The organism is Fodinicola acaciae (genome assembly GCF_010993745.1).
In the GTDB taxonomy this organism is placed as follows: domain Bacteria; phylum Actinomycetota; class Actinomycetes; order Mycobacteriales; family HKI-0501; genus Fodinicola; species Fodinicola acaciae.
This window is the reverse complement of record NZ_WOTN01000003.1, coordinates 703,755-719,081: the sequence shown is the minus strand read 5'-3', so window position 1 is coordinate 719,081 and position 15,327 is coordinate 703,755. Positions and strand designations below refer to the sequence as shown.

At 68.2% G+C, this 15,327-nt stretch carries 11 protein-coding genes; 9 read left to right on the top strand and 2 right to left on the bottom strand.

The window, feature by feature from the left end:
- Positions 1–102: 102 nt before the first annotated feature.
- From GNX95_RS29650 to GNX95_RS29610, 9 genes are all read left to right on the top strand, one after another.
- On the top strand, positions 103–3,906 hold the full coding sequence (locus GNX95_RS29650) for a Pls/PosA family non-ribosomal peptide synthetase (protein WP_222854171.1): 3,804 nt from the start codon (positions 103–105) through the stop codon (positions 3,904–3,906).
- Positions 3,903–5,228, top strand: coding sequence for a M1 family metallopeptidase (locus GNX95_RS29645; protein WP_163510967.1), 1,326 nt, complete (start codon positions 3,903–3,905; stop codon positions 5,226–5,228). The genes GNX95_RS29650 and GNX95_RS29645 overlap by 4 nt, the downstream gene beginning before the upstream one ends.
- Positions 5,229–5,244: 16 nt before the next feature.
- Complete coding sequence (locus GNX95_RS29640; protein WP_163510965.1) at positions 5,245–5,964, top strand: hypothetical protein; 720 nt, start codon at positions 5,245–5,247, stop codon at positions 5,962–5,964.
- Positions 5,965–6,012: 48 nt separating this feature from the next.
- Complete coding sequence (locus GNX95_RS29635) at positions 6,013–7,029, top strand: phosphatidylinositol-specific phospholipase C domain-containing protein (protein ID WP_163510963.1); 1,017 nt, start codon at positions 6,013–6,015, stop codon at positions 7,027–7,029.
- A gap of 323 nt (positions 7,030–7,352) precedes the next feature.
- Positions 7,353–7,745 carry an acyl-CoA thioesterase gene (locus GNX95_RS29630; RefSeq protein WP_187369720.1) on the top strand — a complete coding sequence of 131 codons (393 nt, stop codon included), beginning with the start codon at positions 7,353–7,355 and terminating at the stop codon, positions 7,743–7,745.
- Between the two features lie 73 nt (positions 7,746–7,818).
- Positions 7,819–8,610 carry a CPBP family intramembrane glutamic endopeptidase gene (locus GNX95_RS29625; protein WP_163510961.1) on the top strand — a complete coding sequence of 264 codons (792 nt, stop codon included), beginning with the start codon at positions 7,819–7,821 and terminating at the stop codon, positions 8,608–8,610.
- An 8-nt stretch (positions 8,611–8,618) separates the two neighbouring features.
- Positions 8,619–10,280 carry an NAD(P)/FAD-dependent oxidoreductase gene (locus GNX95_RS29620; protein ID WP_163510959.1) on the top strand — a complete coding sequence of 554 codons (1,662 nt, stop codon included), beginning with the start codon at positions 8,619–8,621 and terminating at the stop codon, positions 10,278–10,280.
- Between the two features lie 26 nt (positions 10,281–10,306).
- The gene (locus GNX95_RS29615; protein ID WP_163510957.1) at positions 10,307–11,728 is read left to right on the top strand and encodes an ATP-binding protein; all 1,422 of its coding nucleotides are present in this window, start codon (positions 10,307–10,309) and stop codon (positions 11,726–11,728) included.
- A 59-nt stretch (positions 11,729–11,787) separates the two neighbouring features.
- Positions 11,788–12,513 (top strand): hypothetical protein, encoded by a 726-nt coding sequence (locus GNX95_RS29610; protein ID WP_163510955.1) that lies wholly within the window; start codon positions 11,788–11,790, stop codon positions 12,511–12,513.
- Between the two features lie 392 nt (positions 12,514–12,905).
- Here GNX95_RS29610 and GNX95_RS29605 read toward each other — a convergent pair whose 3' ends face one another.
- The gene (locus GNX95_RS29605; RefSeq protein ID WP_163510953.1) at positions 12,906–13,853 is read right to left on the bottom strand and encodes an Lrp/AsnC family transcriptional regulator; all 948 of its coding nucleotides are present in this window, start codon (positions 13,851–13,853) and stop codon (positions 12,906–12,908) included.
- Between the two features lie 28 nt (positions 13,854–13,881).
- A complete protein-coding gene (locus GNX95_RS29600; RefSeq protein ID WP_163510951.1) occupies positions 13,882–15,273 on the bottom strand; it encodes an ankyrin repeat domain-containing protein in 1,392 nt (463 codons plus the stop codon).
- Between the last annotated feature and the right edge of the window lie 54 nt (positions 15,274–15,327).

Below are 15,327 nucleotides of genomic sequence, written 5' to 3'. Positions count from 1 at the left end.
GATCTGGAGAAGGTGAAGAATGCGGGTTGAACCGGCCGGTTCACGGTGACCGTCACGCTCGACTCCACCGTTTCTCCGGCGGAAACTCCGTCACGACGCGCGATTTACGCCTCGATCGATGCAGCGCCGCCGCGGACGCTGCTGGACATTTTCCGCGCGACGGTCGCGCGCCACCCCGGCGCCGAGGCGATCGACGACGGCACCACCGTGCTCACCTACCGGCAGCTCGCCGACGAGGTCGAGACGATGCGCGGCAAGCTCGCGGCCGCCGGCATCGGCGCCGGCGAGCGGGTCGGCGTACGGATTTCGTCCGGCCGCGCCGAACTCTACGTAGCGATCCTCGCGGTGATCGCCGCCGGCGCCGCGTACGTCCCAGTGGACGCCGACGACCCGGACGAGCGCGCCGAGGTGGTGTTCACCGAGGCAGGCGTGTGTGCGGTGGTCGGCGACGACGGTCGGATCGACATGGTCGGCGCACCGCTCGGTCAGCAGCTGCCGCCTACCGTACGTGACGACGCCTGGATCATCTTCACCTCCGGCTCGACCGGCAAGCCGAAAGGCGTGGCGGTCAGCCACCGCGCCGCCGCCGCGTTCGTGGACGCCGAGGCCCGGCTGTTCCTGCCGGACGAGCCGATCGGACCCGGCGACCGCGTGCTGGCCGGCCTGTCGGTCGCCTTCGACGCGTCGTGCGAGGAGATGTGGCTGGCTTGGCGTCACGGAGCGTGTCTGGTGCCGGCGCCGCGGTCGCTGGTACGCACCGGTGTCGACCTCGGTCCGTGGCTGGTCGCGCAGGGCATCACGATCGTCTCCACGGTGCCGACGCTGGCCGCGCTGTGGCCGGCGGACGCGCTGGACGAGGTCCGGCTGTTGATCTTCGGCGGCGAGGCGTGCCCGCCTGAGCTGGCCGAACGCGTGGCGGTCGAAGGCCGAGAGGTGTGGAACACATACGGTCCGACCGAGGCCACTGTGGTCGCGTGCGCGGCCCAGCTGACCGGCGACGGACCGGTCCGGATCGGCCTGCCGTTGGACGGCTGGCAGCTCGCGGTGGTCGGCGCCGACGGCGAGCCGGTCACGATGGGTGAGAGCGGCGAACTGGTGATCGGCGGCGCCGGCCTCGCTCGCTATCTGGACGAGGCGAAGGACGCGGAGAAGTTCGCGCCGCTGCACTCGCTCGGTTGGCAGCGCGCCTATCGCAGCGGCGACATCGTACGCGCCGAGCCGGAGGGCCTGCTTTTCGTTGGCCGCGCTGACGAACAGGTCAAGCTCGGCGGCCGGCGCATCGAGCTCGGCGAGGTCGACGCGGCGCTGCAGGCGTTGCCACACGTGGCCGGCGCCGCTTGCGCGGTGCAGAAAACGCCTGCCGGCAACCACATCCTGGTCGGATACGTCGTGCCGCGCGGTGAATTTGACACAGATGCGGCCGCGGAGACGCTGCGCGAGCAACTGCCGGCGGCGCTGGTGCCGTTGATCGCGGTCGTCGACGATCTGCCGACTCGTACGTCCGGCAAGGTCGACCGCGCCGCGCTGCCCTGGCCACTGTCCACAGTGGACACTTCGGCGATCGACCTGTCGCCGACCGAGCGGTGGCTGGCCGAGTGCTGGGCCGACATCCTTGGCGTACAGGTGAAAAACGCCAGCGCCGACTTCTTCTCACACGGCGGCGGCAGCCTGACGGCGGCGCAGTTGGTCGCCCGGATACGCGAGAAGCACCCCGGCGTCGCGATCGTCGACATCTACCAGAACCCGAAGCTCGGCGCGCTCGCCGCCGTGCTGGACGCGATCGACTGCGCTCAGACGACTCGCCGCGAGGTCCGGCCGACGCCGCGCCTCACCGGAGTTTTGCAGTCGCTGCTGATGATCCCGTTGATGACGGTGGTCGGTCTGCGATGGGTCACGGTCGCCGCCGCGATCGGCAACGTGCTGGCTTTCCTTGGTGCCGCCTGGTCTCCGACGACCTCGTGGTGGTGGATAGCGGCCGGCTGGCTGGCACTTTTCACGCCACCGGGCCGCATCGCGCTGACCGCCGGTGTGTCGCGTCTGTTGCTGCGGCGCGTACGTCCCGGCACGTACGCGCGCGGCGGCTCCGTCCACATGCGACTGTGGTTCGCCGAGCGGCTCGCGGACCTCAGCGGTGTCACCAATGTTTCCGGTGCGTCCTGGATGACGCATTACGCCAAGGCGCTCGGCGCCAAGGTCGGCAAGGATGTCGACCTGCATTCGCCGCCGCCGGTGACCGGCCTGCTCAAGCTCGGCCGTGGCGCCGCGATTGAGCCGGACGTCGATCTGTCCGGCTACTGGGTCGACGGAGATCGGCTGCACGTCGGCAAAATCCGCGTCGGCGCTGGTGCACGCGTAGGTGGTCGTACGACCCTGCTGCCAGGTGCGCGCATCGGCAAGGGCGCCGAGATCGCCGCCGGTTCAACGGTTTCCGGCGCGGTGCCGGCCGGCCAGCGGTGGTCCGGTTCGCCGGCCGTACGCACCGGTGGCGACGGCCTGAAATGGCCGGCCGGCGCCTCCGAGCGCAAGCGGCTGTGGGCCGCGATCTTCGGCCTGACCTCGATCCTGCTCGGCCTGGTGCCGGCTTTCGCGGCACTGCCGGCATTGGCGCTGCTCGGCTGGTCGGTTTCCGGTCAGGCAACGGTTTCCGGCGCGGTCGTGCGCGCGCTCGCCGTCTCGCCGGCCGCCGCGGTGGCGTATTTCCTCACGTACGCGCTGATAGTGCTGGCCGGCGTACGGGCGCTGAGCCTCGGCATGACCGCCGGCTATCACCCCGTCCACGGCCGCAAGGCCTGGCAGGTGTGGGCCACCGAGCGGCTGATGGACCTGGCGCGAGTCGGCCTTTTCCCGATCTACGCGAGCCTTTTCACGCCGGTGTGGCTGCGGCTGCTCGGCGCGAAGGTCGGTCGCGGGGTGGAGGCGTCGACCGTGTTGGCGGTGCCGAAGATGACCAAGGTGTCCGATGGCGCTTTCCTCGCCGACGACACGATGGTCGCCACGTACGAGCTCGGCCACGGCTGGCTGCACGTCGCGCCGGCGCGGATCGGCAAGCAGGCTTTCCTTGGTAACTCAGGCATCACCGCCGCCGGCCACGCGGTGCCGAAGAAGGGCCTGGTCGGCGTGCTCTCGTCGACGCCGCGCAAGGCCAAGAAAGGCTCGTCCTGGCTCGGCATGCCGCCGATTCCGTTGCGCCGCGCGGTCGAGCAGACCGACGCCGGGCGTACGTTCCGGCCGGCGCGGCGGCTGAGGATCGCGCGTGCGGCCGTGGAAATCTGCCGCATCCTGCCGGTGATGGCCTCGGCTTTTCTCGCCGTGCTCACCTTGTCGACACTTCTGGTGCTCGGCGGTTGGTTGGCCGCCGTGCTCAGCGGCGTCGTACTCGTCGCCGTCGGTGTGCTCGGATGCCTGATCACCACGGCGGTGAAATGGCTGCTGGTCGGCCGTTTCCGGGCGATCGAGCGTCCACTGTGGAGCGCGTTCGTCTGGCGCAACGAGCTGGCCGACACGTTCGTCGAGGTGGTCGCGGTGCCGTGGCTGGTCGGCGCGGTCGCCGGCACGCCGCTGCTGCCGGCCTGGCTGCGCACGATGGGTGCCACAATCGGCCGTGGCGCCTGGCTGGAGACGTATTGGCTGCCAGAGTCGGATCTGGTCCGGCTCGGCGACGGCACCACGATCAACCGCGGATGTGTGGTGCAGACGCATCTGTTCCATGATCGGATCATGCGGATGGACGAGGTGGCACTCGACGACGGCGCGACGCTGGGCCCGCACGGCATCGTGCTGCCCGGCGCGCGGATCGGTGCGCGTACGACGGTCGGCCCCGGCTCGCTGGTGACCCGCGGCGACGCGGTGCCGGCCGACTCGGCGTGGCTCGGCAACCCGATCGCGGCCTGGGCGCAACGCGGGTGAGGTCCAAGGCTTCGCGGTCCACGCCGGCTCCCGGCGCGGACCGGTCCACCGACCCGTATCTGCCTGAGCACGGCAACGGCGGCTATCGGGTCGAGCGCTATGACCTGGATCTCGACTATCGCGTCGGACCCAATCGGCTGTCCGGAGTGGCGCGGCTCTCGGTCGTGGCCACGCAGGCGCTGTCGCGTCTCAGCCTTGACCTGTCCGGATTTCGCGTCGACCGCGTGCTGGTCGACGGCAAGGCGGCCAAGTTTTCGCGTAGTGGTGGCAAACTTCACGTCAAGCCGGCGAAGGCGGTCCAGGCTGACGCGAGTTTTCGCGTGGAGGTCCGCTATTCCGGCAATCCGCGGCCGGTGCCTGGCCGGTGGGGTGACATCGGCTGGGACGAGCTGACCAACGGCGTGTTGGTGGCGAGCCAGCCGATCGGCGCGCCGTCGTGGTTTCCGTGCAACGACCACCCGAGCGACCGTGCCAGCTATCGCGTGGCGATCTCCGTGGACTCGCCATATGTGGTGCTGGTGACCGGAAACCTGGTCTCCAGGCGGCAGCGCGCGACCAGCACCACGTGGACGTACGAACGCCCCGAGCCGACGCCGACGTATCTCATGAGTGTCCAAATTGGACAGTACGACGAGGTGCGCATTTCCGACGGCCAGCGCGCGGCCATGCCGGCGCGGCTGCGCAAGGTCTTCGGCAAGGATTTCGGCCGGCAGCGGCAGATCATGAGCGCGCTGGAAGGCCTTTTCGGGCCGTATCCGTTTGGCGAGTACGTCATCGTGGTGACCGACGACGACCTGGACGATCCGATCGAGGCGCAGGGCATGTCGATCTTCGGCGCCAACCACCTGGACGGCCGGCGTACGCACGAGCGGCTGGCTGTGCACGAGCTGGCACACCAATGGTTTGGCAACAGCCTGACCGTCGCCGACTGGCGGCAGATCTGGCTCAACGAGGGCTTCGCCACCTACGCGGAGTGGATCTGGTCGGAGACGTCCGGCGGCCGGCCCGCCGACGCGCACGCGCGCGAATGGCACGATTTCCTCGCCGCCGGACCGAATGACGTCGTCGTGGCCGACCCAGGAGTGGACCGGCTGTTTGACCCGCAGGTCTACAAGCGCGGCGGACTGACCTTGCACGCGCTGCGAAAGCGACTCGGCGACGAGCGGTTTTTCTCGCTGGTGAAGGAATGGAGCACCACTCGCCGGCACAGTCCGGTGACGACCGAGGAGTTCGTGGCGGTTGCCGAGGCCTGCGCCGGTGAGTCGTTGCACGAGCTTTTCGAGGCCTGGCTTTGGCAGACCTCACTGCCTCCGCTGCCATAGCGCGTACGCTTGTCGGATGCGCAACCAGCTGACTCTTGCCGTACGCACGCCACCGGCTTCGCGGTGGCAGAGCGTGGAGCTGAGGCTGCTGGTCGACGGCCGCGACATTCTGGCCGAGGTCTTCGATGCCGGACCCAACGCCGACCCCGACGAGCTGCTCGGACCGCGCAGCCCGTTGCTGCCGGCGCGGCACTCCGAGGAGGTGCGGCTGGCCGAGGCCGACTGCACCGAAGGCTGCTGTGGTGCGGTTTATGTGCGGATCGTCCGCGACGGCGACGAGATTGTCTGGGACAGCTGGCGAAATCCGGACGTGGTCGGGGTCGAGCTGAGCGCTTTTCGGTTTGCCGCCGAGCAATACGAGGCCGAGCTCGCGCGCGCCGACGGCGACCGCGACTGGGAATGGCCGGGGCGTACGGTGGCACGCTTGGTGCGTAAGGCGATCGCCGGTGATCCGGGGATCCTCGGTGCCTGCAACAGCAGCCTGGATTTCATCCAGAGTCCACCTGGGCGTGAGTCGGAGGTGGAGCTGGTGTTCACCTCGCCACCACGCCCGACGGTGAACGAGTTCTACGAGATTTTCGAGCGTCCGATGGAACATCGGCAGTTTCGGCTGCGCATACCGGTCACCGCGGAGCCGGCCCGTGAGCAGGCACGGGAGATCGTGGCCGCGCTGGTGGTCGAGGATCCGCGGGAGAAAGCGGAGATCTGCGGGGGTTACGGGCACCCGATCATGTGATAGACGTTATGGGTCGTTACTTCACCCTTGTCCCGGCGAAGGAGACCCATGTTTGGCAAGGCTCAGGCGCTGGCCGTCGCGGCGCTCGCGGTGGCTGCCGTCGCGACTCCGGCGGCGTACGCGGACTCCCCGAAAATCTCCCAAACGACGGTCGTGGGAGTGCACAACACCTACGATCCTGGCGCGTACGGCTATCTCGCACAGGCGCTGGACGCCGGCTCGTCACTGATCGAGCTGGACGTCTGGCCGGACTTTTTCACCAACGAGTGGAAAGTCAGCCACGACAGCCTGACCAGCAACAAGAACAACTGCGTCACCGCCAGCTCACCGGCCGATCTCTACACCGGTGGCGCCAACAAGGACCTGGAGTCGTGCCTGGACGACATCCGCGTGTGGCTGGACGCGCATCCCGGCAACGGCCCGATCATGCTGAAACTGGAGATGAAGACCGGTTTTTCGGACAACCACGGCCGTGGACCGGACGAGCTGGACGCGGCTTTTCGCGCGCATCTGGCCGGTCACGTCTTCCGGCCGGCTGATTTGCTTGGCTCGTACGCGACCCTTGACGATGCCGCCAAAGCCAACAACTGGCCGACGCGCGCGCAGCTCGCCGGCAAGGTCTTCGTCGAGGTCATCCCTGGCACCGTCGAAGAAGGCAACCCGACCGACACGCTGCACACCGATGTCGAGGAGGCACAATATCTGCAGGCGTTGGAAAACTCCGGCAGGCTCGGCGACGCGCAGGTCTTCCCGGCCGTACACGGTGCCGCCGGCGGCGACCCGCGCGACAAGTACGCGGCGGCGCTGAGGCCGTGGTTTGTGTTCTTCGACGGCGATGCGAGCGCGTGGGTCACCGGCACCGGGCCGGGATGGTATGACGCCAACCATTATTTCCTGGTGATGACCGACGCGCAGAACGTCGCGCCGGCCATCGACAGCCGCAACCCGACGGTGGCGCAGGCGACGCAGCGGGTCACGGACCTGGCCGCACAGCACGCGTCGGTGGTCACGTCCGACTGGGTCGGGTTGACGACCGTACTGCCACTGGTGCTCGCTCGCGGCTGACCTTCGTGATCTTGACGTTTTCATGGTCGACACGCCGATGCCGACCACGAAAACGTCGAGTTCGTGGAACTAGCGAAAACCACTCCGGCGTGACGCCGGCGAGGCCAAGCAGCGTGACATTGCGCTCGCCGCCGTCGAATACGCGTTCAGCAAGTCGCCGCAGTCGATCGGCCTGGAAGAGGCGTCGGAGGCGTTGCGGTCGCGACGGTTTGGCGACTCGAATCGTCGCGATCTTGACGTTTCGTGGTCGAAACGCCGATATCGACCACGAAAACGGCGAGTTCGTGGAGCTGGCCGCCGTGATGGCGTGAATACTGCCGAGCATGACGGTTATCCGGGAGATCGCGACACGGTGGATCGACAACGACGTGTACGGCCACGTCAACAACACGGTCTACTTCTCGTACTTCGACACCGCCGTCAACGGCTGGCTGATCGAGGCCACCGGTGTCGACATCCGCCAGCTGCCGGCGATCGGCATCGTCGCCGAGGTTTCCTGCCGCTATCTCAAGGAAATCCGCTTCCCTGACATCCTCCAGGTCGCCATCGACATCGAGAGACTCGGCAACAGCAGCATCGTGTACGACCTGAAGATCCACCGCCAGGACGAGCTCGCCGCGACCGGACGCTTCGTGCACGTGTACGTCGACAGCCAGACGCGCCGTCCGGTGCCGATCCCCGACATCGTCCGCGAGGTCGTGGCCAAGCACGCGTAGGCCGAAAGATTCAGCCGGCGGTCGTACGCGCGCAGGATGCCGCGGCGCCGCCGACCGGGTTGACTTGCCTGCGATGACCAACCAAAAAGCTCTCATCTGGATCACCGGCCTGCTGCTGGCCAGCGGGCTGCCGTTGCAACTGGGCGCGGTGTGGACGCCGGCCACCGGTGTCGCCGCCGGCATCGCCGCGACGGTGATCCTGACGATCCTCTACGCGGTCGTACGCACGCCAGCGCTGCTGATCTTCGCCGCCATCTCCGTCTTCGGCTGGTTCTCCGCGCTGGTCACCAGCCTGATCGGCGACTGGCTGCAGACCGCGCCGATCCCGGTCGCCTTCCTCATCGTCAACGCGCTCAAGCTCGTCTCCGTGGTGCTCGCCGTGGTCGCCGCGCGGCGCCTCGGCTGGGGTCGTGACGACCTCAACGTGCACGTCGGCGACCTCAACGCCAAGGTGGTCGGCTGGCTGCGCTGGCCGGTGCTCGGTCCGCTGGTGATCCTCGTCGTCTTCGGGCTCTTCACGATCGGCGTGCCGTGGAGCAACGTCGCCGGCTGGATCCCGGTCTTCGTGCTGGCCGCCTTCGTCAACGCGGCGAGCGAGGAGTTTCTCTATCGGCACACCGCGATCCGCGCGCTCAGGGACACGATGAGCGTGCCGGCGGCGGTCGTCCTCACCTCGCTGGTCTTCGGCCTCGGCCATCTCACCGGCAACCCCGGCGGCTGGCTCGGCGTCACGTACACGACCGCGTACGGCCTGATCTGCGCGTTGGCAATGGTGCAAACCCGTGGATTCGGCTGGAACCTGACAATCCACATCTTCGGCGACATCAGTATCGTGCTGGCACTGACCCTGATGACGCCAGGATAATCGAGCCCATGAGCAAGCCCATCCTGATGACCGTTGACGACGATCCGGCCGTCTCGCGTGCGGTCGCGCGCGACCTGCGCCGGAAGTACGGCGCGGACTACCGGATCATGCGCGCGGACTCCGGCGCCGACGCGCTCGACGCGCTGCGCGAGATCAAGCTGCGCGGTGAGACGGTGGCGGCGATCCTGGCCGACTACCGGATGCCGCAGATGGACGGCATCCAGTTCCTCGAGCAGGCGATGGACCTGTTCCCGCGCGCGCGGCGTGCACTGCTCACCGCGTACGCGGACACCGACGCGGCGATTCAGGCGATCAACGTCGTCGACGTCGACCACTATCTGCTGAAGCCGTGGGAACCGCCGGAGGAAAAGCTCTATCCGGTGGTCGACGCGCTGGTCGAGCTGTGGCAGGCGACCGGCGAGCGTGCGGTCGAGGAGACCAAGGTGGTCGGCCACCGCTGGTCGGCGCCGTCGTACGAGGTGCGCGACTTCCTGGCGCGCAACTCCGTGCCCTACCGGTGGTATTCGGTGGACGATCCGGAGGGTTGCCGGCTGCTCGACGCCTGTGGCGCGGACGCCGACGACATCCCGGTGGTCATCACGCCGGACGGCCAGGCGCTGCGCAATCCGACCGGCTCCCAGATCGCCGACGCGGTCGGGCTGTCGACGCAGCCGGCGGCGGAGTTCTATGACCTGATCGTGATCGGCGGCGGGCCGGCCGGTCTCGGATCGGCGGTGTACGGCGCGTCCGAAGGCCTGCGTACGGTGCTGGTCGAGCGCCAGGCGACCGGCGGCCAGGCCGGCCAGAGCTCGCGGATCGAGAACTACCTCGGCTTTCCCGACGGCGTGTCCGGCGCGCAGCTGACCGACCGCGCTCGGCGGCAGGCGCAGAAGTTCGGCGCCGAGGTGCTGACCGCGCGCGATGTCGTCGGCCTGGAGGCACGCGGCTCGGCGCGGGTCGTACGGTTTGGCGACGGCAGCGAGATCGCGGCGCACGCGGTCGTGCTGGCGACCGGCGTCTCCTACCGCGCGCTCGAAGCGCCTGGCTGCATGGACCTGACCGGCCGCGGTGTCTACTACGGCTCGGCGACGACCGAGGCGGCGGAGACCCGCGGCGAGGACATCTACATCGTCGGCGGCGCCAACTCCGCTGGTCAGGCCGCTGTTTTCTTCTCGCGCTACGCCAAGACGGTGACCCTGCTCGTACGCGGCAAGTCGCTCGAGGCGTCGATGTCGCACTATCTGATCCAGCAGCTCGACGCGATCGAAAACGTGACCGTACGGCTGCGTACGTCCGTCGAGGAGGCGCACGGCGGCGAGCACCTGGAGGCGCTGACGCTGCGCGACGCGGCCAACGAGTCGACCGAGCGGGTCGCCGCCGACCACGTCTTCATCTTCATCGGCGCGGCGCCGCGGACCGACTGGCTCGGCGACACGCTTGAGCGCGACGCGTACGGCTTCGTCCGGACCGGCCCGGACCTGCTCGTCGACGGCCAGCGGCCGAAAGGCTGGAGCCTGGACCGCGACCCGTTCTATCTGGAGTCGTCGATGCCGGGCGTCTTCGTCGCCGGCGACGTGCGGTCGCAGTCGGTGAAGCGGGTCGCCTCCGCGGTGGGCGAGGGTGCGATGGCGGTCACTCTCGTACATCAATATCTGGTCGACGGGCGTTAGAGCTAGTGTCGTCTCAGGAGGACGTCATGAGTGCGTTGTCACACGATGAGCTGCGTACGCTCTTTCTGTTCGAGAAGCTCTCGGAGGAGCAGCTCGACTGGATCGCTGAGCACGGCACGGTGCGGTCGTACGCGGCCGGTGCCACGGTCGCGCAGGAAGGCGAGCCGTCGACCTGCTTTTTCGTGCTGCTGAGCGGCACACTGCGGATGTGCCGCACGGTCCGCGGCGACCTCATCGAGATCAACCGCACCGACTATCGCGGCTCCTACTGTGGTGCCACCCAGCTGGCGATCCAGCGCGGCGGCGAAAACTACAGCGCCAGCGTCTTCGCGGTGACGGACGCTTCTTTCCTGGAGCTGCCGGCCGAGGAGTTCTCGGCGAAGTTCCGCGAGTGGTTTCCGATGGCGACGCACCTGCTGCAGGGTGCCTTCCTCGGCCGGCAAAACACCGATTTCGTGATCGGCCAGCGCGAGCGGCTGCTCGCGTTGGGGTCGTTGTCGGCCGGTTTGACCCACGAGCTCAACAATCCGGCGGCCGCGGCCGTACGCGCGACGGCGTCGCTGCGCGAGCGGGTCGCCGGCATGCGGTCCAAGTTGGCCAAGCTCGCCCGCGGTGACATCGACCCCGATCTTTTGGAGAAACTGCTCGACATCCAGGAGACATTGGTCAAACGGGTCGGCAGCGCACCGAAACTGTCGGCCGTGCAGGCCTCCGATCTGGAGGACCAGCTCACCGACTGGTTCGACGACCACGAGATCGAGCAGGGCTGGGACCTGGCGGCGGTTTTCGTCCAGGCCGGCATCGGCACAGACGAGCTCGACGAGGTTTTGTCCGCCGTTGGCGACGAACTCCTCGACGGCGCTTTGCGTTGGCTTGGCTATGCGGTGGAAACCGAGTCGCTGATGGGGGAGATCGAGGACGCGACGACGCGGATCTCCACACTGGTGGGTGCCGCCAAGCAGTATTCGCAGATGGACCGCGCGCCATACCAGTGGATCGACGTGCACGACGGCCTCGACTCGACTCTGGTGATGCTGAGCGGAAAACTCCACAAGGCGCACATCGAGGTGGTCAAGGACTATGACCGGTCGGTGCCCAACATCCCGGCGTACGCGGGTGAGCTCAACCAGGTGTGGACCAACCTGATCGACAACGCGGTCGGCGCCATGAAGGGCGGCGGCACGCTGACGATCCGTACGGCGCTGGAGAAAGACCAGTTGCTGGTCGAGGTGTGCGACACCGGACCGGGCGTGCCGAAGGAGCTGAAGCAGCGGATTTTCGAGCCGTTCTTCACCACCAAGGGGGTCGGCGAGGGCACCGGACTCGGCTTGGACATCTCTTTCCGGATCGTGGCCAACCGGCATCACGGCGACCTGCGGGTGAAGTCGGTGCCAGGGGACACCCGTTTCCAGGTGCGGCTGCCGCTGACCGAGCAGGCCTCCGACTGATTCGAATTCCTTCGAAGGCCATACCGAGGAATAAGCACGCCTTCGTACGGTCTGGCACCATGTCCTCATCCGCACCCGTCCCGGCCTGGCAGCGTGTTGCCGGAGTGGCCGTCATGATCGCGCTGGCACTCGTCTGCGTCGGTTTCGTCGTCGCCTGGATTGCCAACGTCATCCAAAAACCTGTCGCCAATCCCTTTGTCTATATCTGTACGTTCATTCTGATGCTGATTCCGCTCGGCTTCGCCGCCGGTTTCGGTGTCGGCGCGCGCTGGCTGTCGCGCGGTGAGCAGCGAGGTGCGACGCTCGGCGCCGGGCTTTCCCTCGTGCCGCTTGTCGTTTTCGGCGCCCTGGTGGTCAAGGCTTTGACCGAGCACATCGGCGAGGCAGGCTGGGGGACGGCGGCCGTGGAGACGATCGTCCCCGGCGTGTTCACCGGAGCGGCCGGCGGTTTTCTTTACCATCTCAGCCGTCGGATGCCCGTACATGTCGCCGCCGCGCCGCCGGCCGCGACCGGAAAACTCGTCGACGACGACGGCGAGCTGACCGCCGCCGGCAAATACGCGCTCGTGCCGGTCGTCAGCGAGGCATGCCGGCTGGCCGGTGAGGTGGTGCAGCAGAACGTCACCGCCGACGAGGCGGCTCGCCGGTTGTACGCACAGGCCGGCGGCGAAAAGGCCGTCCTGCGGGCCGGCGTCGAGCAACTTTCCAAGCAGGAGAGCGACAATCCGGCCGCGACGCGGATCATGCGGCTCGGCGCGCAGCTGCTCCGGCAGAGCCTGGCCTGATTTGTCGCTCTGGCCGCATGGCCACCATGCTTGCGTTGGACTTGAGTTTTTGACCTCTGGGTTGGTGAGCGGTTCCGCGCCACTGGACGCTCGACGGCTGGCCTACTCTGCTCCGAGGGCTGCCCATCCGGGTCATCGTCCGGCAGCGCAGCGACCGGGTGATGTCTTTCCGGCCATCGGCTGCGCGGAAGGTGCCATGGCGTCCCGGTAGGCCAGTAATGCCGTTGTGACTGCTCGCCGGGCGGGGCTCGATGTCGAGGCGTGCCAATTGTCCGGTTCGATGTCTTGTTAACCAAGTATTACCCGGTCAGGCGGTCTCACCTTCGGGCAAACCGGGCTATCGAAGCGAGGTCAAACTCAAGTTGGACGCACGCATGGTGGCCATGCGGACTTCAGGCGGCGCCTTTGAGCGTACGAATGACCGGCGCCGACTCCAGGTGCCGGATCGCCTCGATGGTGCCGAGCCGGTCGGTCAGGTAGGCACTGAGGTGGGCGCTGTCCCGGCAGATCACGCTGGCGACCAGGTTCGTCGGCCCGGTCGTCAGCGCGGCGAACGAGATTTCCTTGTGCCGCGCCAGTTCCTGGCCGACCGAGCGAATATGGGACGGCGGCACGGACATCCACAGCCGCGCCTCGACCTGAAAGCCGAGCGCCGCCGGCGCGATGTCCACCGCGTACGCGAGCAGGCCGTCGGCCCGCAGCTCGTCCATCCGCCGCTTGACCGTCGACGGCGACCAGCCGGTCGCCCTGGCCAGCTCCGGATAGCTCAGCCTGCCGTCTTTTGCCAACGCGTCGGCCAAAACCTGGTCGGCGGCGGTGAACCGCCGTCCGCGCGGTCGAGGCAGGTCCGGCTGGAGCCGCGCGATTTGGCTTCCTGACAGGCAATGCGCGCCGCGCCAGGTCATCGGCGTCGCATAGCCTTCCAGGATCGAGTGTGCGGTGATGGCGACGATGCGGCTGGTCCTTGGGAGTTTGTCCAGCAAAAGCGCGTCGCGCTCGGCCGGCGTACGCGCCTGCGTGTTGCAGGAGATCTCGGTGCCGCCGGACAACAGATGGACCCAGTACGTGTCCGCGCGGCGAGCCAACGCGGCGGCGATCGCGCCTGCGGAGTCAGGTGCGCAGCGCAGCCGGATCGTCCACGACGCATAGCCGAGCAGCGGTCCGGCGACTGTGCCGACGACCTTCAGGACGCCGGCCGCGCGCAGCCGCCGGTAACGCCTCGCGACGGTGTTCTCCGAGACGCCGAGCACCTCAGCGATCCGTACGAACGCGGCGCGGCCGTCGATCTGCAGTGCGTGCACGAGACCGCGGTCGATCTCGTCCAAGGTGACGGTTTCCACCCGCTGAGCGTACGACGTGACGGATCTTCTACAACCCGAGCGCGTCGATCGCCGCCGGTTGACAGCCGTGCTCGGCCCAGCCGAGCGGAGTCGCGTCGAAGCGGTCGTCGCGTACGGACCGGTCGGCGCCGGCCGCCAGCAACGCCTCGATCATCGGCACATCACCGCGCCACGCCGCGTCATGCAACGCCGTGTGACCTTCGTGCCGGCCGTCGACATCGAAGCCGGCCTCGACCAGGAAGGCGACCAGCTCCGGACGCTGCGCGCGTACGACCAGGCCAGGCTGCGACCGGCGTACGTCCGCAAGCAGGTCGGACTTCAATGCCGACCGGTCGCCGGCCAGCAACGCGGCGACCAACTGTTCAGATGGCGCCATCGCAGGCCGCGGCGCACCGAGTGATACGAGCAGATCGACGATGTCGCGGTGTCCTTCGGCAGCGGCCAGCTGCGCAGGCGTACGTCCGTCGATCGGCGCCGACACATCGACGCCGTGCTCGGCCAGCAGCCGTACGCGCGCGGTGAAGCCATGGCGGACGGCCCATTGCAGCTGATAACGCAGCATCTCGGCCGGCGACTGCATGGCCTCACCGAGCCGCGCCTTCCACACGCCACCGTCGCCACCGCCGAGCCCGCGCGCGAACAGCAGCTCCAGATGGCTGTCGTCGGCATGGAACATCCGGTTGTAGAGGCCCTGACCGTCGTTCGGCTCGGCGCCGGCGTCCAGCAGCATGGTCGCCAGCTCGATCGAACGCGGATGTCGCGGCTGGCGGCCACGACCCTGCTCGCCCTCGCCGAACGCGCCGGTCAACACGGTGAACGGACTCGGCAGGCCCTTCCAGAGATAGCCGGCGTTCGGGTCGGCGCCGGCGTCGAGCAGCAGCCGTGCGGTCGCGAGCGCATCGCCTCCGACGCGCGCGTACGCCAGAGTGAACAGCGGTCCCCAGCGAAACGGCCCGCCCTGCTCGTCGGCCGGCGTCCTCGCGAGGTGCTCGCGCATCGCCACCGGATCGCCGGCGGCCGCCGCGGCCCAGATCGACCGCCGCGGGAGGTCCGGATGCTCGGCCAGCAGCTGGCGAGCCCGCGACCAGCGTTCCGGACCGTCCTCGTCCGTGTAGATCAGGCAGGCCAGCCGGCAGAAATCGTCCGCTACGTCGCCGGTCGCCGGCGAGGTCTGTGGATCGCGCGCGTACGTGCCGACAATGGCGAGGTGCCGGGTGAGCCGCGGCCAGCTGGCGAAGCCGTAGTGCCGGGCGATCGCCAGCTGAGCCGTGCTGAGCTGGAAGTTCTCGGGTGCGAGCCGGTGCTCGGCGATCGTCGCGAGCGCCTGTGGATCCCGTGCGCGTACGGCCCGTTGCAGCTCACGGGCGCGTTTGCGCAGGTGCTCCAGGTTGGGGTTGTCCGGCAGCGGAACGGTCGGCATCGCGACCTCCTTTCGGTGTGCCCGCGGTCCGCGTCGCCAGGCTGAAAGGAGGCG